This is a genomic window from Staphylococcus sp. HMSC069E10 (assembly GCF_001809205.1).
Taxonomy (GTDB): domain Bacteria; phylum Bacillota; class Bacilli; order Staphylococcales; family Staphylococcaceae; genus Staphylococcus; species Staphylococcus hominis.
In genome coordinates, this window is the sequence record NZ_KV796466.1 from 44,805 (window position 1) to 68,807 (window position 24,003).

A 24,003-nucleotide genomic window follows, 5' to 3' on the forward strand; every position below is an offset into this window, starting at 1 on the left:
CTTTTATTGTCATTCATAGCGATTGACTGTATTCTTCCATGATATAAAAAATAAGAAGCAAGATTGAAATTCAATGATTTCTCTCTCACTTCTTTGATAAGTTATACAAATAAACTAATGAATAAGATAAAGATGATGCCCGATACTGAAATGATGGTTTCAAGTAATGACCAAGTTAAGAATGTTTCTTTCACAGTCAATCCGAAATATTCTTTAAACATCCAAAATCCAGCATCGTTAACGTGTGATAAGATAACGCTCCCTGCGCCAATAGCAAGTACGACAAGTGCCACATTGGCATCTGAATGTTGTAATAATGGTAAGACGATACCTGTTGTTGAAATTGCTGCGACTGTTGCTGAACCTAGTGCAATACGTAATACTGCAGCGACAATCCATGCTAGTAAGATAGGTGACATAGTTGAACCTTCGAATAGCTTAGCAATCGTATCCCCTACACCGCCATCAATGAGAACTTGTTTAAATGTACCGCCACCACCAATAATTAAAATCATCATCCCAATTGGGTAAATAGCATTCGTTACAGATTTCATAATGTCATCCATTTTTCTTCCTCTATGTAAGCCCATTGAAAAAATAGCAAAGATGACTGAAATTAACATCGCTGTACCTGCTGTACCGATAAAGTAAATGATTTGTTCAAACAGATTTTTAGCATTTTCATGTCCAGTCACTAATTGAACAACCGTTGATAATAACATTAAAATCACAGGTAATACAGCAGTGAGAATACTTAAACCAAAACTTGGCATTTCAGATTCTTTAAATTCTTTTTGTGAACCAAGTGCTGAAATATCCCCTTCACGTGTATAAGCTGATGGGATGAGTTTTTGTGCAAATTTATTAAAGATTGGACCTGCAATGAGTGTCACTGGAATGGCAATAATAATCCCATATAGTAACACATGTCCAATATTCGCTTTTAATTCTTTTGCTATAACTACTGGACCAGGATGTGGTGGTAAAAAACCATGTGTCACAGATAATGCTGTTACCATAGGTAATCCTAGTTTCAGTGGTGACACTTTCGCACGTTTAGCAATTGTAAAAACAAGTGGAATGAGTAATACTAATCCTACTTCAAAGAATAATGCAATACCAACGATGAAAGCTGCAATCAACATTGCCCATTGAACATGTTTTTGTCCAAATTTATCAATCAGTGTATCCGCAATACGGTTGGCACCTCCACCATCTGCCAGTAATTTACCAAGTATTGCGCCTAATCCAAAAATCAGTGCAATATGACCTAGGGTGCCGCCCATACCTGCTTCTATCGTTTCCATTACTTTATTTAAAGGCATACCTAATAAGATGGCCGTTACAATAGATGTAATAATTAATGAAATAAATGTGTTGAGTTTTAAGAAAATAATCAATGTTAATAGTAATACGATTCCAATAACCACACTTGCTAGTGTCCATATTGTTCCCATTTGTCTTCTCCCCTTTAATGTTTCATTTATTTAAATACGTCGATTAATTCATATGTTTACGTTGAAAATCTGCAATTTCTTCATAGCGATCTTCGAGTGTACGGCTTAAGTTTATGAATATCGTTACAAGTTGTTGATACATATTTACTGTATCTTGGTTCGGTTGATGTGCATAAGTCGTACCAACCATATTTTCGATAATTGAATAATCTTCAATATCTCCCAATGCTTTTAAACCAAGGACACACGCACCTAGACAAGAACTTTCATAACTTTCTGGTACGATGACATCCGTATCAAAAATATCTGCCATCATTTGACGCCATACTTCACTTTTCGCAAAGCCACCTGTTGCTTTAATCGTATTTGGTGTTTCATTCATTACTTCGATAAGTGCTAAATAAACGGTATAAAGGTTATACAACACCCCTTCAAGTGCAGCGCGTATCATGTGTTCTTTTTGATGTGACAATGTTAAGCCAAAGAATGAACCACGCGCATTCGCATTCCATAAGGGTGCACGTTCTCCTGCAAGATACGGATGGAAAATTAAGCCATCTGCACCTGGCTTAACACGACTCGCTATTTTAGTAAGCACATCGTAAGGATCCACTCCCAAGCGTTTAGCTGTTTCAACTTCACTGGCGAGTAATTCATCTCTTAACCATCGAAGAATGACACCCCCGTTGTTGACCGGTCCACCAATCACATAATGGTCTTCATCTAAGACATAACAGAAAATGCGACCTTTATAATCTGTACGCGGCTTATCAATAACTGTACGAATCGCACCTGATGTCCCAATTGTGACTGCAACTTCCCCTTTTTTATAACTATTGACGCCTAAATTTGATAACACGCCATCACTTGCGCCAACTACAACCGGCGTATTTTCATCGATGCCCATCAATGTGGCATAACGTTTTTTCATCCCTTTTAAAATATGGGTCGTTGGTACAAGTTGAGGCAATTGAGAGGCTGAAATACCGAGTAATTCAAGTGCTTCTTGATCCCAGTCTAATTGCTGTAAGTTAAACATACCTGTTGCTGAAGCCATAGAGTGATCAATCACGTATTCTCCATAAAGTTGATAGAAAATATATGTTTTAATATCCGCAAACATTGCAGTATTTTGATAAATATCTGGTTGTTCATGTTTCATCCAAAAGATTTTAGAGAGTGGTGACATAGGATGAATGGGTGTACCTGTGCGTTTATAAATGTCATGCCCCTCATATTGTTCATTTATCAAGTCAGCATATTGATTCGCACGGTTATCCGCCCAAATCATGCTTTCAGTTAAACGCTCGTGTTGGCTATCTAATGCAATTAAGCTATGCATTTGCGCACTAAAAGAAATGAGTTTAATATCTTCTTTATGCACCCCATATTCGCGAATCACATGTTTGACTGTCATTAATACGGCATCGAATAATTCATCAGGATTTTCTTCTGAAACATCAACATTTGGCGTATGTAATGGATAGCCAATATTATGCTTTGTAATAAATTGACCTTGTTCATCATAAAGTACTGACTTTGTACTTGTTGTTCCAATATCTACTCCAATCATGTATTTCATATGTATTCCTTCTTCCTTCTATTTATTGTAACCAAAAGCTTTCAATATCCTTACCTACATCGTCAAAGTTTAAATGAAACGCTTCTCTTAACGTATCCGTATCATAACGTTCTACCGCTTCTATAAATATCGAATGATTACGGTGTATTCTATCAAAATCTTCTTTATTTGTTCTCATTCGCTCTCTCATTGAACATAATACAAGCACTTCTACAATGGGTTTCAAATGATTCCAAAATGTTTGAAGATAATGATGTCGAGAGGCATGAATCAATGCTTCATGAAATTGAAGATCGTGTTGCGTAAATGATTCAGCATCTTCAAATTGAACAGCGACTTTCATCATTTCTAAATGTTTTTTCATTTCTTTAATCACTTTTTTTCTATCCATATGCTTTAATTTTGAAAATGCAAAGGATTCAAGCATTAATCTTAAATCATATAATTCTTTCTTTTCTTGTTCACCAAATTCAAGAACCCTTGCACCCATGCGCTCGAGGTGAATGAGTTGATTCGTTTGCAGCAATTTAAATGCATCTCTAACTGGAGAGCGACTCACATCGAATTGTTTAGCCACTTGATTTTCAGTTAGTAATGTATCGGGTTCAAGTGTACTGTTAACAATCTGAAACCTGAGTTCCGCAGCGATACTTTCCCCTGTAGTCATTCTGTTTTTCCATTGTTTCGGATAATGCTGTTCCATCTTTTCACCTCAATACGTTAACTTGTATACAAGTATAGTAATACACCATTTCAAATTTTGCAAGCGCTTACTTTTTTGTAATTTAAAACACCTAGCTCATGATAAGCCAGGTGTTTATTACGATTCGTTTTGATATACTTCGATACAATAATGTGTTTGATGGCAGTTGGGACATGTTAATTGTCTTGTTTTAGGTGTATGTTTCGCTTTCACGAAGGCACCTAATGTAGGTTTAAATGTATGCTGGCAATTCGGACATAGATATAACACTTTTTTTAAATATATTGCTGTCAGCGCAATGGCATATGTGATTAAGATGGGGAATATAACAATCAATGGCTTAATTGAACGTTCTAATAGACTTAATAGTAAACCACTATATTGTATGATCCCTAAGATTCCAGCACTTATCCAAATCTTTTTTCTAAAGTATGCTATTTTATATTCTTGTTTCATAGCGTCATCTATGTCAGTAAGATGGTTTATAGGCGCACTTGACTGTTCAGAAATGTATGTTTCGACTTTTTCAATTTGATTTAACGTATGACTGTACATCTCTACTTTTGAATGTAACGCATCTTTTCTCAATGAAAGTAATGTTTTAAACGTGTTCATATTTGTATCTTCATCAAGTAATGTCTTTATTTCATCTAACGTACATCCTAATTGTTTTAATACTAAAATCAGTTCAAGCTGCTTTACATGTTCGTCAGTATAATATCTGCGATTAGAGTCAGTTTGTCGATGAGCTATAAGTAATCCTCTTCGATCGTAATATTGTAATGTTCGAATCGTGACTTTACTCTGTTTTGCCAATTCTCCAATCGTATAGTGTGACATATCATTCACCTCCTACTGTTAACATAGCTAATGACGCTACGTCATAAGCAAGTATTATTTTAACATTTGCTTATGAAGTCTGCCGGAGGTCTCATTCTTCTTGAATCCACTGTTTAATGTGGTCAATAATACCTATTGTGCCATTAGGCAGATTATCCAAGACAGCAGGAAAGTCGATATGTCCGATACCAGAATATATGACTTCATTTACTTCACCGCCATATTTTTTATACATTTTCATTGTTTCTTGTGAATCCGTGTAAGGAATGATTTCGTCATCTTCACCTGAAATAAATAAAAGTTTAGGAAATTGTTCTATTTCTTCTATATCTGGAAGGTAATCTGCGTTTGTAGAATAAATGATATCTGTAATAATCGTTTTAATGGGTGCAATATATGAAAATAAATTACGAATGCTATTATTTTTGTTATGAAAAGATTTTTTCAAAATATATTGCGGTAAATTTTTAAAAGCAATCATCTCATCTTTAAAATGATCTCTTTTACTATTTGAAGTAAATAAACGTGACAACATGCTTTGATTTGGTGTAATACGTGCGGCGCTATTTAAATAAACTAGATGTGAAATAGGTAAAGTATTAAATTTTAATAAGCGTGTGCCAATCATCCCTCCCATAGAATAACCTATGATAACTAAATTTTTAATACCGTATGTTTCTATAACTTGTGAAAGCACATCATTGATACGCTCAGAATAATCATCTAACGTATGTTGTTCTCTTACAATGTTAGAGCTTTCGCCTCTACTTGGACAATTAACAAAAATCAGGTTGTTGTCTCTAAAATAAGGTTCAAACAACAACATAATGCGATATGTCATCATTGCTCCATGTATAAATACGATGGTTTTATCTGCATCCCTATTTCCGGCAAATGCGACTTCAATGTGTTCACCCTTAAATTGTTTTAGTTCATATCGTTGTGACTTAAAATTCTGCTCAATCATTTTAAAACTCCAAAAAATATATATTACTATTCATTTATTTTATCATAAAAATATATCATTTTATCTTACATAAAAAAGCGAAACAATAGCTATACGTTTCTATCGTTTCGCTATATGACTAAATTATTTATCTTTATCTTGAATGTCTGAGTGAATGGTTTGCATTTTTGCTTCGACATCTGAGATTTCTACTGCACATTCTTTAAGTTTATCTTTATAGTCCTCAGTATTGGTATTATTTTTATAACGAATTTTATGTTCTAAACTTGCCCACATGTCCATACCTATTGTTCGAATTTGAATTTCTACTGGTGTAGCCTCTACTCTATCGGCTAGAAAAACTGGAATCGACACGACTATATGAAGACTGCGATAACCATTTTCTTTTGGATGTTCAATATAATCTTTACGTTTAAGTAATTTAACGTCCTCTTGTTTTAATAATAACTTCTCAATCACATAAATATCTTCAAGATAATTACACACCACACGGATACCAGCGATATCTAAAATATTGGCTTTCGCTGTTTCTGCATCTATAGTTAAACCTTTACGTTGCAATTTTTTAACTAAACTCGTCATTTCTTTGACGCGACGTTCCATATGATGAATTGGATTATGTTTGTAAATATGATTAAAATTGTCATCTAAAATATCTAATTTTGTACTAATCTCTTTTAATGCAGAAGAGTATAAATGATCGAGTTCTACGAAACCCACGAGTTTATCGAATGCTTCATCTCCATTCTTAAACTTATTAATATTTTCTTTGAATTCACTGCGTAACTCTTCAATGTACAATGATGGTTTTCTCTCTACGTACATATTTGTTGCCTCCTTTAATCATCACTGTATATTATATCTAACTCTTAAGTGAACTAAAAATGATAACCTAGACTTTACGCTACTCATTTAGTCTGAGTCATTTAGTCATAAAAAAAGCCGAATAGCAGGTTTAATTGCTATTCGGACTTTATACATTATTCATCTTTTTTATGTTCAATCACTTGTGTATCACGATTATCAGCAATTTCTTTAGCACGTTGTTTTGCTTCTTTTTTAGTACTAAATGTATCAGACGCTTGTTTTGCATCTTCTGTTTTGACTTTCCATTCATGATCTTCATAATATACATGAACATCTTCATCATTAAGTTCAGGTCGTGCTGATGGATCTTTTTGATGTTGAGTAATATGTTTATGTTTTAATTCTTCTAATTCTTCTTTACTGGCATCTTTGTACCATTCTTCTGCTTGTTTTGTTGCAATAGGAATAGCGTCTCCCTCTTTGTAGCCGTCTTTTAACATCGCATTTGCAATATCAATTGCTTTTTTACGCTCTAATTCATCTAAATGTTTCCAAGTTTGTGGATAATCATTCATTGTCCAAGGCATGATGTCACGCTCCTCTATAGTGTTTAGTAAGCTTTACCACCCTACGCTATAATGAAACGTCATACATTGATATTAAGCGTCCACCGTTTTCTGATGATTTGTATGATCAACGTCTTTACGTGTTGCTACACAATTATCTTGTAACTTCATTAAGGCCGATTTTAAATAATTATACTGTGGTAAATCCGTCAATTCTTTTTCATTAAGACTACCGCGCAATTCAAAGTGTTTTGCTACATTTTCAAATGTGACAAGATATTCTCCCATTTGTTTATCTGAAATGCGTTGACGTTGTTTGTCTTGCATTGCACGCATTAACATAAAGCTAATTTCTTCTAAGGCAAACATACTTGGATAATAATAACGAATGGCCTCTTTATTCGAGAATAATTCGCCATTGGCTGAATTGTACACTTGTGTCATGTTATTCATTTTCACAGATAATGATAAACTTTCTGTTCTATCACGTGCTGTATCTTGGTATTTATTTTCTGAAAATAAATATTGGAAAATAACCGCTTCTTTACGTACCACTTCTGCAATCACAGTAGGTAACATGGTTGAAGCATTTTTTCGATTAATGATTAAAATACCAATGACCGCAATCACAATCCCAATCAATACGTCAACAATTCGTGTATACGCAATATCAATGGATAAATTACCAGAGGCTAAACCATTTAACAGGATGACTTGTGTTGTAATAAAAATAACTGCAAACGCATAATTTGCTGCGACAAATCCTTCTGTCATCATAGCAGACAGCCCCATTAAAATGACTGCGACAATTAAATGAGGTTGGAAAAAGAGTATGGCTGATAGAAGTAAAGTCCCTACAATTGTTCCAAGACCACGTGCTAATGAACGGTCTAACATCCGAATCGTCGTTAATCCTAATAATACTGTATGGGCGGATAATGGAATCCAATATGAACGTTGGATATTGAAAAATAACGAGACAAAAATAGCTGCGCCCATAATAACAGCATACGTTAATGCATTGCGGAAAATAATGGAATCGAGTGTTAAGTTTTGAACGATACGTTTACTATATAATGGCTTACGAATACTCGCTTCAGATTCTATTTGTTCTGGTTGTAATTGTGCAATTTCGTCTATTTTAAGTATGTGTTGCATCAAACTTTCAAATGGTTCATCCACATCGACTTTTTTAGTCCATTTTTCTCGTTTTGAAGATAATTTATAGGCATTTCTTGTAATCATATCCATCATCTCAATCAATTCTTGAGGGATGGGACGAATATTTTTTTCATTTAGTTCAAGTAACTCGGCATAAATTCCTTGGGCTGATGTATGAAGAAGCAATAACTTTTCAAAGCGAGAACTTAACTTTTCACTCATCGCAGTAGTCGATGTAATCAATAGTTTCTCTGAATTTTTAAATTTCGTTACTGTGTCTTGTGAAATGTCTTTAAATTTTTCAGCATCATTAAAGTGATGCATTAAATTATTAATCGTCTGAAAGTCAGAGGTAATCGCTCGATCTTCAGCTTTTTGTTTTTGGAATACAATAGTTAAAATGACGACTAATGTCGCTAACATTCCTCCAATAAAAATCGCTAAGCCACGAATCGGTGCTTGTTCTGGAGCGTCAGGTAAGTTACTGGATAAGCAAAATGTAACTAAAAAGAATGTGGATGAAGGACCCGCAATTTTTAACACATTAAATACATAGAATGGAATGACAGTAACGATTAATAATAATACGCCGTACAGAACTGGCTGATTGACAGTTAATGTTCCAAGCATCATACAAATGGTAAAGGATAACGTACAAATAATGACTGTTCTTAACATGGATTGTGCTGAACCTTTAAATACATAAGTATGTGCCAAAGTTCCAGTTGCTACGAGTAGACCAAAACTAAAATGTCCTAGTAAATACCCTATCAATGTTGGGATAATCATTAATAATCCTTGGCGTATACCTTTCCATAGATTAATTTTAGGCTTATCAAACCTTATTAATGAAGCAATCACATGTCCCACTACTATCTTTCCTTTCATTTTTCATACATCTTATCATAACATGAAAAACGCCTTGCCTAAGCACAAATATCACTTAGACAAGGCAAGTTTAGTTATTATTTTGTTTCTGCTACATCAATGACAGGTTCTTCAGCGACATATTTTCCTATATTTTCACTAAATGCTTTGAAATGATCTGAATGGTTATGTGCTTGAACCGCTTCTTGGTCTTTATAATTTTCAACAACAACGAATGTGTTGTGTTCTGCTACATCTTCATAATGAGCATAAAATGTATTACCCGGTTCTTGACGTGAACTTTGAACTAATTTGTTCATTAAATCTAAATAGTCATTACGCACATCTTCTTTAATTTTAAGTTTCGCATTAATAATAATCATATAATCACCTTCCAAATATAATTATAACGTTTTACCCGGATATTATAAAAAGAAAACAGTAGGAAGAAGCGCGGTAACATTGATTTTCAATTCAGTCATCGATAGTCAATATATTAAAAATGCCTGAGACAACTGATGATGTCCCAAGCTTTTACTTTTGTAGATAATGTATAAATATTATTTAATATGTCTGCTTTCGTCTTTAATTAATGGTTTGTCTGGTGTCACGAAGAACCATAATACAGCTGCAATCACCGCTGGAATAATTAATAATTGGAATGTCATTGTCCAGCCAAGTGATGATACTAATGCACCTGCTAAAAACGGACTGATTAACGCACCAATATTTCCCCATAAGTTCATCCAACCCGATACTGTACCAGCAAAGTTACGTCCAATGTCATTTGCTGCTGCCCAACTCATTCCCATTGAAATACCCATACCACCTAAGCCAAGTGATAACCAAAAGATGGTCACATATAAGTTTTGTGTATGAACTGCAAAGAAGATGGAGATAGCAAATACGATAAATCCAACAATTGCAATTAACCCTCTCGCTACAAAACGACTTTGACCGCTATGCAAAATTTTATCTGAAATCGCACCCGCAGATAAAATTAAAATAAACATAATAAACCATGGTAAAGCACTAATTGTCATATCTTTAAATTGTACATGATATTGCTCAGTTAAATAAGTAGGTAACCAAATTAAGAATAGAGCAATAACAAATTGAACTACGAAATATTGCCCTGCAATGGCATAGAAACTCATGCGTTTAAAAAATTGATTCCAAGGTGCTACGGATTTAGTTGTTTCTACTAAATCACGATGTTGCATGATATACTGTTTTTCTGCTTCATTGACCATGCGATGTTGCTCTGGTAAATCTTTTGCAATAATTGCCCAAAGTGCTGCAATCACAATACCAACCGCACCGAAAATATAGAATACAGCTTGCCAGTTAAATACATTAACAATTGCGATGGTAACTACTGGTGCTAATACTGGACCGAAATATGATCCTGCTAACAACGCACTCGATGCTCTCCCTTTTTCATCTTTAGCAAACCAAGTTGAATTGAATACTGCATTAGATGGATACATTGGCGCTTCTCCGATACCAAATAAGAAACGTACTAAATATAATAGACCATGATGTTTAATCATTCCCGTTAAAATTGTAAATGCACTCCACCATAATAATGCGATTGAAATCATCTTACGCGGACCAAACTTCTCTGCTAACATACCTGAAGGGACTTGCATCAATGCATAACCCAGTGAGAAGAATGAAGCTAATAAACCAAATTGTTGCTTTGTCATGTGAAGATCTTCCATCATTTGAGGTGCAATAAATGAGATATTAGATCTATCCATATATGCAATAACCCCAATAATAAAGAATGCGATAGCGAAATACCAACGAACCTTACTTTTCTTTTGTCTTTGTACCATAATTATTTTTCCTGCTTCCCTTTAAAATTGTGTTGATTCTACTTATACGTTGACAATGAAAACTCCCAATCACGTCTTTCCCTGTTGTTTCCAACCGCCTTTCGAGCCTCATCTCATAGGCTTTCTGATATATTTTTTATAATATTAACAGTTTTTGTAAACGTTTACAATTACTTTTTGAATATTTTTTATTTAATTTATACATGGCTATGTAAAACGTGTTTTCCTGATTAAAAAGTATATTGCTATAAATCTAATTTGTTTTTGCATTTGAACTCTATTAAAAAAGGTTGTAGAATAAAAATGAAGCAAAAATGCTGATGTTTATTTTAAACACAACTGAATAAACGATCCACTGGAAGTGCCTTTGTTTAAGGCTGAGAGTAAAGAACGAACTTTATAATTCCTGGAACCTGATCCAGTTTGTACTGGCGTAGGAAAGTGGCGACTAGGATATCATAAAGTTAAGCAAAACGCTATTTCCCTACTACAGGGAAATAGCGTTTTTTTGTTTACTAAGGAGTGATGTTCATTTTTATAGCGATAACGAAATATAAAGATTTAACCAATGATGATGTACAACATTTTCTTGATATCTCGGATGGAATAGATGGGTTATTGTTTCGTACTCCCATGTCATCAAGTGACTTGTCTTCATTTTTAAAAACACTTATAGAAAAAGGATTTCATAAATCAAAAATCATTATTCATAGTGATGTACATTTACTTGAACAACTTCATCTCTCTCATATTCATTTTCGAGAAATGGATGAAGATGCATTTAGCTATAAATCCATACATCCAGAGATTGAAGTGAGTATGTCTACACATTCAATTGAATCTGTTAAAGCAGCTTATGAACACGATCTTGATTATGTTTTTTTTGGACACATTTTTAAGACACCTTCAAAACCTAATCAATTGCCTCGATCAAAAGCAGAGATTCAACGTGTGCTAGAGATTCCTATTCCAATTTATGCCATTGGAGGTATCACTGAAAAAACGATTCCTCAATTACCTCATGGTTTTAAAGGAATTTGTGCGATTTCTTTTTTTATGAACGCATCTTTACAACAAATTGAACTGTTGCGAAAGGAGTGGTTGAAAGATGCATGATGTTTTAATCATAGGTTCGGGCGTGATTGGCATGTCTATTGCGCGACAATTAAGCCAATCTCACCTTGACATTGCACTTATCGATCGTGACGTGCCAGGTAAACACGCATCATATAAAGCAGGTGGTATGTTAGGTGCTCAAAATGAATTTACTGAAGATACTGATTTATTTAGACTTGCTCTTGAATCACGAAGTCTCTTTCCACAATTATGTCAAGATTTAGAAGATGAGACAGGTATTGATATTCAGTTTCAAAATTCAGGATTAATTAAAGTGGCTAATCGTCCTGAAGATGTTGAAAGTTTAGAAAAGCAGTATCAATTTTTAAGCGGTTTAGATTCTAGCGTCATTGTTCTTTCAGATGAGGAACTTACTCATTTAACGAATGGTACAGTAACATCAAGTGAAATGGCTATTTACATTCCACAAGATGGACAAATTAATGCCAATCACTACACTAAAGCTTTATTTACAGCTTTAAAGCAACGTCAAATTAAGCGATATTTTAATACAGAGGTACAATCTGTTCATCGCCAAAATGGGTACTACGATGTTGAAACGTCACAAGGCACATTACAAGCTAAGAAAGTCATTGTGGCAGCGGGCGCATGGACATCTAAATTATTAAATCAATACTCATTACCTAGAGATGTAGTCGGTGTAAAAGGTGAAGTCTTACTGATTGAAAATGATCATTTGGATTTAAAAGAAACCGTATTTATGACCAATGGCTGTTACATCGTACCAAAATATCCAAATCGTTTCTTAATTGGTGCCACAAGCGAGTTTGATAACTATTCAGTTGGTAATACAGACGATGGTATCTCTTGGTTACACCACTTTGCAAATGAACGTATACCAGAACTCGCACACGGCAAAGTCATTAAACAATGGTCTGGTGTCCGTCCATATACTGAAGGAGAAATACCGATAATGGACCGTATTGATGAAGATTTATATGTGATTTCTGGTCATTATCGTAACGGTATTTTACTTTCGCCTATTATTGGTCGTGATATCGCCAATTGGATACTCACCGGTGTTAAACCGCGTCGATATGAATCATTTAGTGCTTCAAGGAGGTTAAATCATGAAGTGTATCATTAATGGGGACACATTCAATTTTGATTCAGAACAATCTATTACATCTGTACTTGAATCTCTTGAATTAGATCCTAAACGTGTCATTGTCGAACATAATAAAACTTTAATTAAACAAGAAGACTACGATCAACATACAGTACGTGAAGATGATCGATTAGAATTATTAGAATTTGTTGGAGGCGGATAAAATGTTTAACATTGGACCATTAGAAATTAAATCTCGTTTATTATTAGGTACAGGAAAATTTGAAGATGAAGCTACGCAAACAAAAGCGATTGAAGCAGCAGAAGCGAATGTGCTGACTTTTGCTGTAAGACGTATGAATTTATATGATAAAAACTTACCTAATCCATTAGCAAATATTAATCTTAAAGACTTTATTACTTTTCCAAATACAGCCGGCGCTAAAACTGCTGAAGAAGCGATTCGTATCGCTGAAATTGCAAAACATGCTGGCGTATGTGACATGATTAAAGTCGAAGTGATTGGTGACGATGAAACATTGTTACCTGATCCATTTGAAACATATGAAGCATGTAAAGTGTTATTAGAAAAAGGTTATATCGTATGTCCTTACATTTCTAATGATGTCGTATTAGCGAAACGTTTAGAAGAATTAGGTGTTCATGCTGTCATGCCACTTGCTTCTCCAATTGGTACTGGACGTGGTATTAATAACCAACTTAATTTAAGTTACATTATTAAAAATTCAAATGTTCCCGTTATTGTGGATGCTGGTATTGGTTCACCAAAAGATGCGTGTCATGCGATGGAATTAGGCGCTGATGCTATTCTTTTAAACACTGCAGTTTCAGGTGCAAAAGACCCTGTTAAAATGGCTGAAGCAATGAAACTTGGTATTCATGCAGGTCGTCTCTCATATGAATCAGGACGTATTCCAGTAAAATATACAGCCCAAGCATCAAGCCCTACTGAAGGTTTAGGATTCTTATAATGCAACGCTATAACCGTCAATTGCGTTACCATGCATTTGGAGAGGATGGCCAAACTGCCCTCTCCAATGCAACCATTTTAATACTTGGTGCAGGCGCGTTAGGAAGTCACGTTGCGGAGCTTTTAGCACGTATGGGTGCACATCATTTAGCCATTGTCGATATGGATATCGTTGAATTATCTAATTTACATCGCCAAGCACTCTATACTGAAGATGATGCTCATCATATGGTCCCTAAAGTTCACGCAGTTAAACAAAAGATTGAACACATTAATTCAAATGTAAATGTTCAAACTTATTATCAAGAAATTGACTCTACAACTATTGAGGATATTTTAAAAGCCGTCAATCCTGATATTGTCATTGATGGTATGGATCATTTCAAAATTCGTTATCTTATTAATGAAGCCTGTCACAAACATCATATTCCGTGGGTGTATGGTGCTGCTGTAGGCAGTAAAGGTACCGTTTACGGCATTGATTTCAAAGGACCTTGTTTGAAATGTTTATTAAAACAAATTCCAACCAGTGCAGAGAGTTGTGCTATTAACGGCGTATTACCACCTGTGATTACACAAGTAGCAAGCTATGAGGTCACAGAAGCGATTCGTTATTTATCTGGTCATGGATTTTCTCATAAGTTAATTACTCTTGATGCATTTAACATTGATTATAAAGCAATGAATATCGATGTTTTAAAAGATGCTGAATGTGACGTATGTGGTAAAGCTCATTACGAATTATTAGAAACGAAACAACAACAGAAGATTGAAAGCTTATGTGGAAAAACCTATTTATTTAGATATCAACCTACTGCTTTTGACTATGCTGAACATTTCCCAGGTGATATTGTAAAATCAACCTCATTTGCAAAACTAATTAAAGACGGTAATTATGAAATCACCTTATTCAAAGATGGTAGAATGAATGTTTATGGCGTTGAAGATGATAATGAAGCAGAACAATTGTATCATCAATATTTAAAGGCCTTAAAATAAGTTGTACAATCCATATAATGTTATAACAAGCAATTCATAGTAAATTCCTATATAATGAATTTACTATGAATTTTTTATTCGAGTAATGTTTAATAACGGAGGATTTTTAATTTTATAATGGAACAAATTATTACCAATTTTATAGGCCAATGGGGCTATGCAGCCATTTTTATTCTTATTTTATTAGAAAATGTCTTACCTGTTGTTCCTTCTGAAATTATATTAACATTTGCAGGTTTAATGTCAGTTAAATCAGGTCTTTCAATTTTAGTTTTATTTATTATTTCAACAATCGCTTCATTTATTGGTTTACTTATTTTGTATTATTTATGTCGTTTAATTAAAGAAGAAAGTATTTATCGATTTGTTGATAAATATGGTAAATGGTTCAAACTTAAAGGAAATGATGTGAAACGTGCTAACGACTGGTTTAAACGTTATGGTGCGTGGGCAGTGCTATTATGTCGTTTCATTCCTGTTTTACGTGTATTAATCACTATTCCAGCAGGTATCAATAAAATGAACGTTGCAACATTTACGATGTTATCATTACTAGGTACAACGATTTGGAACTTTGCCTTAATTTTACTTGGTCGTCTTCTTAGCGATAGTTTCGACGTATTAATGTCTGGTATTCATACCTATTCTTACTTTATGTATGTGATTCTTATCATTATTATTCTATATGTACTCTATCGTCTATTCTTCAAAAAAAATAACGCTAAATAAGTACATTACTTTTACTTTCAAATTAAATTTACAACAATTTAAGCATCACTGTTGAAAAAGTGATGCTTTTTAACGATAATTTATGTAAGCGGTTTTATTACTCAGCTTACTATTTAATAAATTTCCCATACAGGAGTGAAATCAAATGTCTCAATCTACGGAAAGTGAATTAAAGAAAAAGTATTTAGATTTACTATCTCAGCAATTTGATAGTCCTGAAAAACTTGCAACAGAAATTATTAATCTAGAATCCGTTTTAGAATTACCAAAAGGTACTGAACACTTCGTCAGCGATCTTCATGGTGAATATAAATCGTTCCAACACGTATTAAGAAATGGCTCTGGTAATGTCCGTGCTAAAATTAACGATATCTTTGCAGGTAATATATCCCAAAAAGAAATAGATGATTTAGCTGCGCTAGTGTATTATCCAGAAGAAAAATTAAAGCTCATTAAGAATGACTTTAATTCAAAACGTGAGTTAAATGAATGGTATATCTTAACAATCGAACGTTTGATTGATTTAATCACGTATTGTTCTTCAAAATATACGCGTTCAAAACTACGTAAAGCCTTACCTTCAGAGTATACATATATCGTTGAAGAGTTGCTTTATAAAAATAACGAATTTAATAATAAAAAATCGTATTATGAAACACTCTTAAATCAAGTTATCGAGCTTGAGCAATCAGATGATTTAATTATTGGATTATCGTATACCATCCAACGTCTTGTCGTCGATCATCTTCATGTTGTGGGTGATATCTACGATCGTGGTCCAGAACCTGACAAAATTATGGATACATTAATTGACTACCATTCTGTTGATATTCAATGGGGTAATCATGATGTACTTTGGATTGGAGCTTATGCAGGTTCTAAAGTGTGTTTAGCCAATTTACTACGTATATGTGCACGCTACGATAACTTAGATATTATTGAAGATGCATATGGTATTAATTTAAGGCCCCTCCTCACTTTAGCTGAAAAACATTACGATGGTGATAACCCAGCGTTCAAACCGAAAAAACGTCCGGATAAAAAAGTGGGCTTATCTAAACACGAAGAAGCACAAATCACTAAGATTCACCAAGCCATTGCAATGATTCAATTTAAGCTTGAAATGCCAATTATTAAACGTCGACCAAGTTTTGAAATGGAAGACCGTTTAGTTTTAGAAAAAATAAATTATGATACAAACGAAATTACAATTTATGGTAAAACGTATCCTTTAAAAGATACTTGCTTTAGTACTGTGGATCCTAAAGATCCTGCAACATTATTACCAGAAGAAGAAGATGTTGTTAATAAATTATTACTGTCTTTCCAACAATCTGAAAAATTAAAACGTCATATGGCCTTTCTAATGCAAAAAGGTAAATTATACCTCCCTTATAATGGTAATCTTCTTATTCATGGTTGCATTCCTGTAGATGATCATGGTGAAATGGAAGCTTTTGAAATTGAAGGTGTAAAACATAAAGGCCGTGATTTATTAGATGTCTTTGAACGTCACGTACGCTTAGCATTTAGCGACAAAGAGAAAACAGATGATTTATCTACGGATCTTGTATGGTATTTATGGACAGGTAAATATAGTTCTTTATTTGGTAAACGTGCCATGACTACATTTGAGCGCTACTTCATTGAAGATAAAGCGTCTCATAAAGAACCGAAAAACCCGTATTATTACTTACGTGAAGATGTAGATATGATTCGCAAAATGCTAAAAGATTTCGGACTTAATCCTGATGAAGGTCGTATTATCAATGGACATACACCAGTAAAAGAAATCGATGGCGAAGATCCTATTAAAGCCAATGGTAAGATGTTAGTCATTGATGGTGGATTCTCAAAAGCATATCAATCTACTACAGGTATCGCAGGTTACACATTACTTTACAATTCATTTGGTATGCAACTTGTAGCACACCAATTCTTTGATTCTAAAGAGAATGTCTTATCTGATGGTGCTGATGAACTATCAGTACGACGTGTCGTTGATGAAGAATTACAACGTAAAAAAATTAGAGATACGAATGTCGGTAAAGACATTATGGAACAAATTCGCATGTTAAAATTATTAATGCACGACAGATATTTAAAATAAACCTATAATAATGCCCGGCGACATTTCAAATGAACGGTCGCCGGGCGCTTTTATTATTGATATACGTTTCTTAAAATACCATATGTTCCATTATCATATTCATCCATTGATTTTGTACTCCTATGGAATGTTGCTTCTTTATCGTCACTAATGTGATAAATAATCATATCTTTATCTGTAATATCATGATATGAAGAAGCTGGAACTTCGACAATATTTTGATTAGTAATCACATTGTCAAACCATCTTGGACTGTGCTTTTCATCAAATAAAATATGATTACGAAGCGGTCCATTTAAATTATTACGTGCTTGATCATCTGTAAATGATACTGGCATCATATTTACATTATTTAATCCAAATTCTGGAACTAACTCATTAAATGCAAGACTATTAAAAATAAATGATTTAGTCATTAATAAGCATTTGTTATAGCGAATTAAGTCTGCATACATACGATCACTACTTGATAATAAATTTCCTTTAAAAATTTCAAAACCGAGTTCTTCAGCTTTATCAGAAGTGTTACTAAACAAGTTAAACACCATAACTGGAATACCATGCGATTGTAACTGTGTACCTAAGTGATAAGAGAATTCGCTCTCACCTACTAAAATGACACCTGGAGGTTCAGTACTTGCTAAACCAAGCATTTTACTTATTGGTGTAAAGCTAAAACCATATATAACTACGGTAATAAATACTAAACCAAATGTTACCGGTGTAATATAAGATGCCATTTTCATATTATCATTTAAGAATAATCCACCGAAAAATTGTGCTACAGTTAGTACAACAATCCCTCTTGGTGCCATCATGCCTACAAGCGCACGCTCTTTTTTAGTGATTTCAGTACCGATTGTAGATAATAAAACAGCAATTGGACGTACTAACACAATCATGACAAGTGAGAAAATCACAAGCTTCCATGATAATACATTCATCAATACAGATGGTGTTAATGATGATGTGATTAAAATAAACACCGTTGAAACTAGAATGGAAGACATATTTTCAATAAAATGATCTGACTCTTTATAAATTAAATCATGTCGTTTATAACGTGCCATCATTAATCCAAAAATAGTTACTGCCAGTAAACCAGATTCATCGAGAATTTGGTCACAGATACTAAACACGAGCAATATAAACACCAACTGAATAGAAGGCATTAAATTTTGTGGTATGACATCGCGTTGGATGAGCCAATTGAAGAAGAATGAAGCACCAAAACCAATTAATGCTACAACCAACATTTTAAAAATAAATATAAAGAGTAATTGGAAACCAAAACCTTGTCCAATTATTTGATACACATAAAATGCAGCTAATGCTAGTATTGGACCAAGTGGATCAAGTATAATACTTTCCCAACGTAAGACAGTATCTACACTGTTTCTAACTTTGGCTTGTTTTAACAGTGGCTGAATCACTGTTGGTCCAGTAATAAGAAGTAATCCTCCCATAACAATAGCGATAGAAATAGGAAAACCTAAAATTTTATGTAAGGCAATGGCGCCAAGCACCCATGCAATTGTGGCGCCTAGCGTAATAATACGTATAACCGCCTTAGAAATGCCTTTTAATTCTCTAAAATCTAAATTACTACTTCCTTCAAATAATATGATTGCTACCGCAAGAGATACAATTGGACTAAATACCTCTGAACCTAGCGTATGCTCAGGATTTGCTAGTCCTAATATGGGTCCCACTAATAAACCAACAATCGACATTACTACAATCGAAGGCCATTTAATTCGATTTGCTAACCATTGACTGAAGATACCTAATGCAAGAAATAATACAATAACTAGCATTACAGGTAAATCAAATAACATATCTACACCTTCCTTATTTAAATTGAATATATTGCAATATCCTATCAAACTTTACTGAATACTGTATAGTATATTTATTACATTTTTTAATAACATTTATATGAGAACTATAAACTATTATATACCCCATATAACTTAAAATTTATACAAATTCTTTCGAATGTATTTTTGAGAAATACAATGTTCATTACAAGTAAACTTTAATATTTATTTTTAACAAAATGTCCTTTAAAATAGATTAATATATTCTCATGTGTTTGATTTAGAAAGGATTTTTAAAAATGAAAGTTTTAAAAGAATCGATGATCGTAGCATTTGCCTTTGTAGGTGTTGTCGTTGGTGCTGGTTTTGCTACGGGTCAAGAAATATTCCAATTTTTCACAAGTAACGGTCAATTCAGTGTATTAGGGATTATTATTACAGGATTAATCATCACACTTGGCGGTATGTTCGTCTTAAATACTGGTTACAACATAAAATCACATAATCATTCAGAATCCATTCATTATTATTTGCACCCTATGATTGCTCGAGTATTTGATATTGTCCTAACATTATTTTTGTTTTCACTCGCTATTATTATGAGCGCGGGCGGGGCATCTACAATTCAAGAAAGTTTTCATTTACCTTATTGGCTTAGTTCACTTATTCTCGTCGGTCTGATTTTAGTTACATTATTTTTAAAATTTGATCGTTTAATTGCAGTATTAGGTATCGTTACACCTTTCTTAGTTATCGTCGTCACAATTATTGCGATATATTATCTTGCAACTGGCCATCTTGACTTTGAAAGTGCAAATCAATATGCACAGCATAAATCATCTATTTCACTTGGATGGTGGTTTGATGGCATCAATTATGCCAGTTTACAAATTGCTGCTGCCTTCAGTTTTCTAAGTGTCATGGGGGGACGTTTACATGACCAACGTGCTTCTATTTGGGGCGGATTAATTGGTGGCGTCATTATTACATTTTTACTTTTAATGATTAATTTAGGCTTAATGACAAAATTTAATGATATTAAATCCGTAGCGCTTCCAACCTTATTACTGGCACGACATATCTCACCTATTTTGGGAACTATCATGTCTATTATTATGATTCTAGTGATTTATAATACTATTGTAGGCTTAATGTACGCATTCGCCTCTCGTTTCACAACACCGTTTTCAAAACAATATTTTGTACTTATTATCGTCATGACAATCGTGACGTTCATTTGTACATTTATCGGCTTTATTTCACTCATTGGCAAAGTATTTCCAATTATGGGGTTATTTGGCTTTATTCTACTCATTCCTATTTTATATAAAGGGGTTAGACATTTTAAATATTCAAAAAAAGAAGGTTCAAAGGGAGAACATTAATCTCCTTTTGAATCTTCTTTTTTTATAGATTAAATTTAATACTTTACGGGAATAATAGGTATGGAGGTGTCGTTAATGACGAATCAACTATTTATTAATAATGAATTTGTAGAAAGTAAGTCAAACGAAACAATGGACGTGATTAACCCTGCTACGGGAGAAACAATCGATACGATTACATTCGCTACTGAAGAAGAGGTAAACGACGCAATTGAAAAATCTAAACACGCTCAACTTGAATGGGAAAAAGTACCAGCTCCTACACGTGCTGAGCATGTAAAATTATTAATTCCTTTACTTGAACAACATAAAGATGACATTGCTCATTTATACGTTAAAGAACAAGGTAAAACAATAGTACAAGCTAAAGGTGAAATTGATAAATCAATAGAATTCATTGATTATATGGCAAGTTTAAGTATGAGTAACAAAGGTGAAGTATTACAAAATAGTATAGTAAACGAAACCATTCAACTGACAAAAAAACCTATCGGTGTGACGGCTGGTATTGTACCTTGGAATGCTCCAATTTTAGTGCTTATGCGTAAAGTGATTCCAGCTATTGTAACGGGTTGTTCTGTCGTTATCAAACCAAGTGAAGAAACAACATTATTAACATTAAAAATCGCTGAACTTTTCCGTGATTCAACTATTCCAGCTGGTCTTATTCAAATCGTTCCAGGTACTGGCGAAACAGTTGGAACACAATTGGCAACTCATAAAGATATTCAACTTGTTTCATTAACAGGTAGTATGGGAGCAGGTAAAGCTGTATTCAAAAACGCAGCTGACAGCATTAAAAAACTTAACTTAGAACTAGGTGGAAATGCGCCTGTTCTTGTCACACAACACGCTGACTTAGATAAAGCTGTTGATTATATCGTTACTGCACGTATTAATAACGCTGGTCAAGTATGTACATGTCCAGAACGTATCTTTGTTCATGAAGATGTACATGATGACTTTATTAACAAAGTGAAAGATAAAATGGATGCGCTTCAAGTTGGAGATCCATATGATGAAAACACTGACTATGGTGCAATCATTAATCAAAAACAATTAGATAGTATTGATGATAAAGTTCAAGAAGCAGTAAAAAATGGAGCAGATTTAGTGTTAGGTGGTCATAAATTAGACCGTGAAGGATTCTTCTACGCTCCTACTATTTTAGATCATGTAAAAACGACTGATAGTGCTTTTAAAGAAGAAATTTTTGGTCCTGTTCTTGCTATAACTACGTATACAAACTTTGATGACGTTATTGATATGGCAAATGATACTAACGCTGGTCTATCATCTTATATTTTCTCTGAAAACTTAAAAGAAATTATGACAGCTACTGAACGTTTAAAATTTGGAGAAGTGTATGCGAATTGTGAGGCAGAAGAAGCAGTCAATGGTTATCACGCAGGTTGGAGAGAATCTGGCCTTGGTGGTGCAGATGGTATTCATGGTTTTGAAGAATATTACAATACAACTGTAAGTTATATTAGATGGTAAATTAAAAATAAAAAAAGAGAGCAAGAAAGAATGGCGTTACATTCTTTTTTGCTCTCTTTTTATTTATTTAATGCTTTATCAAGGGCTTGAATATTTTTTTTCATAATAGATTGAAACGTGAGTGTTTGGTCTTCTGATTGAGATTGAGACAATACTGCTAAATTATTAAAATTTACAGGTTGTGTTTGTGTCTCTTGACGAATCACATCGGTTATTTTTGAAGAAATATTTTGTTCATATAAAATATACGGTTCATGTGTGTCTTTTATTTGATTAATGAGCGCTAAGATGTCTTTCTGACTTGGCTCTTTATTATTCATACCACTAACCCCTTCTTGTTCGAAGTGATAACGTCGCGCTAAATATCCTAATGAATCATGAGAAATAATTACTTTATCTCGTTTAGGACGCGTCGTTATATTAGATAATGTATGGTCAATTTGTTTTAAATCTTCAACTAATTGTTTATAGTTATGCTCATAATATATACGATGTGTAGGATCTTTGTGAACTAAATCATCTTTAATTTTCTTTGCGAATTGTTGATCTAGTACTGGATCAAGCCAAACATGAGGATCATATGATGTTGCTTCATGATGATGTCCATGTTCATCTTGATCATCGTCTTCATTCACAAGGATTTGTTTATTTAAACTATTTGCAACCGCCAATTTCATATCATTATTATTCATTGATTTTGTAATTTTAGCCGCTACTGGATCAAGATGATCACTTGAATAAACAAATAAATCACTCTTTGCAATATTAATCATATCGCGTTGACTAGGTTCATATGTATGCATATCAGCACCCGGGGGATAAATCGTATCTACATCCACATATTTACCACCAATTTGTTTTGTAAAGCTTTCAAACGCAAAAACCGTAGTATAAATTTTCAATTTATTCTCAGTTGTTACTTTTTTATGTTTGTGAGTGATATCGCGATTTGTACTACAAGCAGATAATATGAGGCACAAACACATTAAACTGATGATTGCGATCATCTTCTTCACACAAACCCCTCCAAAACGTAATAATTTCGTTCTCAACTATATCTGTTCTTTTATAAAAAAGCAATAACTTTGTATTTAAATTTTTTATAATTTTTATATTCTAAATTTTATTTATGTAATGTTTTAATTTAGCGGAAATGTGATAAATAATACTAAGACATTATATAAGGAGTGAAGTAATATGGCTGAAGAAATTAAACAAGGTAACAATAAATTTTATGTAGGTGAAGACGAAAATAATCCTAAAGCAGAAATCACTTACAAACAAGTCGATAACAATGAAATTGAAATTGATCACACTGGTGTATCTGATGAATTAGGTGGTCAAGGTTTAGGAACTAAATTAGTTGACGCAGTTGTAGAACATGCTCGTCAAAATAATTTAAAAATTATCGCTTCTTGTCCATTTGCAAAAGATGTATTAGAAAAAAATGATAGTTACCAAGATGTTTATTTAGGATAAAAGTAAAATATCAT

At 33.5% G+C, this 24,003-nt stretch carries 22 protein-coding genes and 1 riboswitch; of the genes, 10 read left to right on the plus strand and 12 right to left on the minus strand.

Annotated features, from left to right (window positions below):
• Window positions 1-101 precede the first annotated feature (101 nt).
• The 10 genes from HMPREF2561_RS00210 to HMPREF2561_RS00255 all read right to left on the minus strand — a co-directional run bounded on the left by HMPREF2561_RS00210 (window position 102) and on the right by HMPREF2561_RS00255 (window position 10,791).
• Window positions 102-1,457, minus strand: coding sequence for a gluconate:H+ symporter (locus HMPREF2561_RS00210; protein WP_070468215.1), 1,356 nt, complete (start codon window positions 1,455-1,457; stop codon window positions 102-104).
• Window positions 1,458-1,500: 43 nt separating this feature from the next.
• Window positions 1,501-3,039, minus strand: a complete 1,539-nt coding sequence (gene gntK / locus HMPREF2561_RS00215; protein WP_070468217.1) for a gluconokinase — start codon at window positions 3,037-3,039, stop codon at window positions 1,501-1,503.
• Window positions 3,040-3,061: 22 nt separating this feature from the next.
• Window positions 3,062-3,742 (minus strand): GntR family transcriptional regulator, encoded by a 681-nt coding sequence (locus HMPREF2561_RS00220; RefSeq protein ID WP_049434387.1) that lies wholly within the window; start codon window positions 3,740-3,742, stop codon window positions 3,062-3,064.
• 117 nt (window positions 3,743-3,859) lie between these two features.
• Window positions 3,860-4,582, minus strand: coding sequence for a MerR family transcriptional regulator (locus HMPREF2561_RS00225; RefSeq protein ID WP_070468219.1), 723 nt, complete (start codon window positions 4,580-4,582; stop codon window positions 3,860-3,862).
• A 91-nt stretch (window positions 4,583-4,673) separates the two neighbouring features.
• Window positions 4,674-5,549 carry an alpha/beta fold hydrolase gene (locus HMPREF2561_RS00230; RefSeq protein ID WP_049413694.1) on the minus strand — a complete coding sequence of 292 codons (876 nt, stop codon included), beginning with the start codon at window positions 5,547-5,549 and terminating at the stop codon, window positions 4,674-4,676.
• Window positions 5,550-5,672: 123 nt separating this feature from the next.
• Entirely contained in the window at window positions 5,673-6,374 is a 702-nt protein-coding gene (locus tag HMPREF2561_RS00235; RefSeq protein WP_048762219.1) for a GTP pyrophosphokinase, read from the minus strand.
• Between the two features lie 155 nt (window positions 6,375-6,529).
• Window positions 6,530-6,943 (minus strand): DUF2188 domain-containing protein, encoded by a 414-nt coding sequence (locus HMPREF2561_RS00240; protein ID WP_048683330.1) that lies wholly within the window; start codon window positions 6,941-6,943, stop codon window positions 6,530-6,532.
• Window positions 6,944-7,015: 72 nt separating this feature from the next.
• Window positions 7,016-8,953 (minus strand): FUSC family protein, encoded by a 1,938-nt coding sequence (locus tag HMPREF2561_RS00245; protein ID WP_176743826.1) that lies wholly within the window; start codon window positions 8,951-8,953, stop codon window positions 7,016-7,018.
• A gap of 95 nt (window positions 8,954-9,048) precedes the next feature.
• The gene (locus HMPREF2561_RS00250; protein ID WP_002448351.1) at window positions 9,049-9,333 is read right to left on the minus strand and encodes a putative quinol monooxygenase; all 285 of its coding nucleotides are present in this window, start codon (window positions 9,331-9,333) and stop codon (window positions 9,049-9,051) included.
• Between the two features lie 177 nt (window positions 9,334-9,510).
• Window positions 9,511-10,791 carry a pyruvate MFS transporter gene (locus HMPREF2561_RS00255; RefSeq protein ID WP_048679550.1) on the minus strand — a complete coding sequence of 427 codons (1,281 nt, stop codon included), beginning with the start codon at window positions 10,789-10,791 and terminating at the stop codon, window positions 9,511-9,513.
• Window positions 10,792-11,138: 347 nt separating this feature from the next.
• Window positions 11,139-11,248, plus strand: a riboswitch (TPP riboswitch).
• A 68-nt stretch (window positions 11,249-11,316) separates the two neighbouring features.
• Between HMPREF2561_RS00255 and HMPREF2561_RS00260 the strand changes: the two genes are divergently transcribed.
• From HMPREF2561_RS00260 to HMPREF2561_RS00290, 7 genes are all read left to right on the plus strand, one after another.
• Window positions 11,317-11,907, plus strand: coding sequence for a thiamine phosphate synthase (locus HMPREF2561_RS00260; RefSeq protein ID WP_019834974.1), 591 nt, complete (start codon window positions 11,317-11,319; stop codon window positions 11,905-11,907).
• Window positions 11,900-13,015, plus strand: a complete 1,116-nt coding sequence (gene thiO, locus HMPREF2561_RS00265; protein ID WP_048762224.1) for a glycine oxidase ThiO — start codon at window positions 11,900-11,902, stop codon at window positions 13,013-13,015. Before HMPREF2561_RS00260 ends, thiO begins: the two co-directional genes overlap by 8 nt.
• The gene (thiS, locus tag HMPREF2561_RS00270; protein ID WP_017175036.1) at window positions 12,999-13,199 is read left to right on the plus strand and encodes a sulfur carrier protein ThiS; all 201 of its coding nucleotides are present in this window, start codon (window positions 12,999-13,001) and stop codon (window positions 13,197-13,199) included. The genes thiO and thiS overlap by 17 nt, the downstream gene beginning before the upstream one ends.
• A 1-nt stretch (window position 13,200) precedes the next feature.
• Window positions 13,201-13,968, plus strand: coding sequence for a thiazole synthase (locus HMPREF2561_RS00275; RefSeq protein ID WP_019834971.1), 768 nt, complete (start codon window positions 13,201-13,203; stop codon window positions 13,966-13,968).
• Window positions 13,968-14,966 carry a ThiF family adenylyltransferase gene (locus HMPREF2561_RS00280; protein ID WP_048681941.1) on the plus strand — a complete coding sequence of 333 codons (999 nt, stop codon included), beginning with the start codon at window positions 13,968-13,970 and terminating at the stop codon, window positions 14,964-14,966. Before HMPREF2561_RS00275 ends, HMPREF2561_RS00280 begins: the two co-directional genes overlap by 1 nt.
• 117 nt (window positions 14,967-15,083) lie before the next feature.
• On the plus strand, window positions 15,084-15,695 hold the full coding sequence (locus tag HMPREF2561_RS00285; RefSeq protein ID WP_002448460.1) for an undecaprenyl phosphate transporter UptA: 612 nt from the start codon (window positions 15,084-15,086) through the stop codon (window positions 15,693-15,695).
• A gap of 145 nt (window positions 15,696-15,840) precedes the next feature.
• Window positions 15,841-17,805: a fructose-bisphosphatase class III gene (locus HMPREF2561_RS00290; RefSeq protein WP_017175039.1), complete on the plus strand. Its 1,965-nt coding sequence runs from the start codon at window positions 15,841-15,843 to the stop codon at window positions 17,803-17,805.
• A 53-nt stretch (window positions 17,806-17,858) separates the two neighbouring features.
• Here the strand turns inward: HMPREF2561_RS00290 and HMPREF2561_RS00295 are convergent, their stop codons facing one another.
• Window positions 17,859-19,643 carry a cation:proton antiporter gene (locus HMPREF2561_RS00295; RefSeq protein ID WP_017175040.1) on the minus strand — a complete coding sequence of 595 codons (1,785 nt, stop codon included), beginning with the start codon at window positions 19,641-19,643 and terminating at the stop codon, window positions 17,859-17,861.
• Window positions 19,644-19,924: 281 nt separating this feature from the next.
• Here HMPREF2561_RS00295 and HMPREF2561_RS00300 point away from each other — a divergent pair, with 281 nt between their 5' ends.
• Window positions 19,925-21,010, plus strand: coding sequence for a YkvI family membrane protein (locus HMPREF2561_RS00300; protein ID WP_070468223.1), 1,086 nt, complete (start codon window positions 19,925-19,927; stop codon window positions 21,008-21,010).
• A gap of 75 nt (window positions 21,011-21,085) precedes the next feature.
• Window positions 21,086-22,510, plus strand: coding sequence for an aldehyde dehydrogenase (gene aldA, locus HMPREF2561_RS00305; RefSeq protein WP_019834966.1), 1,425 nt, complete (start codon window positions 21,086-21,088; stop codon window positions 22,508-22,510).
• Between the two features lie 59 nt (window positions 22,511-22,569).
• On the opposite strand, the gene HMPREF2561_RS00310 is transcribed toward aldA, so the two are convergent.
• Window positions 22,570-23,526: a metal ABC transporter solute-binding protein, Zn/Mn family gene (locus HMPREF2561_RS00310; protein WP_048679925.1), complete on the minus strand. Its 957-nt coding sequence runs from the start codon at window positions 23,524-23,526 to the stop codon at window positions 22,570-22,572.
• A 181-nt stretch (window positions 23,527-23,707) separates the two neighbouring features.
• On the opposite strand from HMPREF2561_RS00310, the gene HMPREF2561_RS00315 reads away from it, so the two are divergent.
• Complete coding sequence (locus HMPREF2561_RS00315) at window positions 23,708-23,989, plus strand: GNAT family N-acetyltransferase (protein ID WP_002448625.1); 282 nt, start codon at window positions 23,708-23,710, stop codon at window positions 23,987-23,989.
• The last annotated feature ends 14 nt before the right edge of the window (window positions 23,990-24,003 follow it).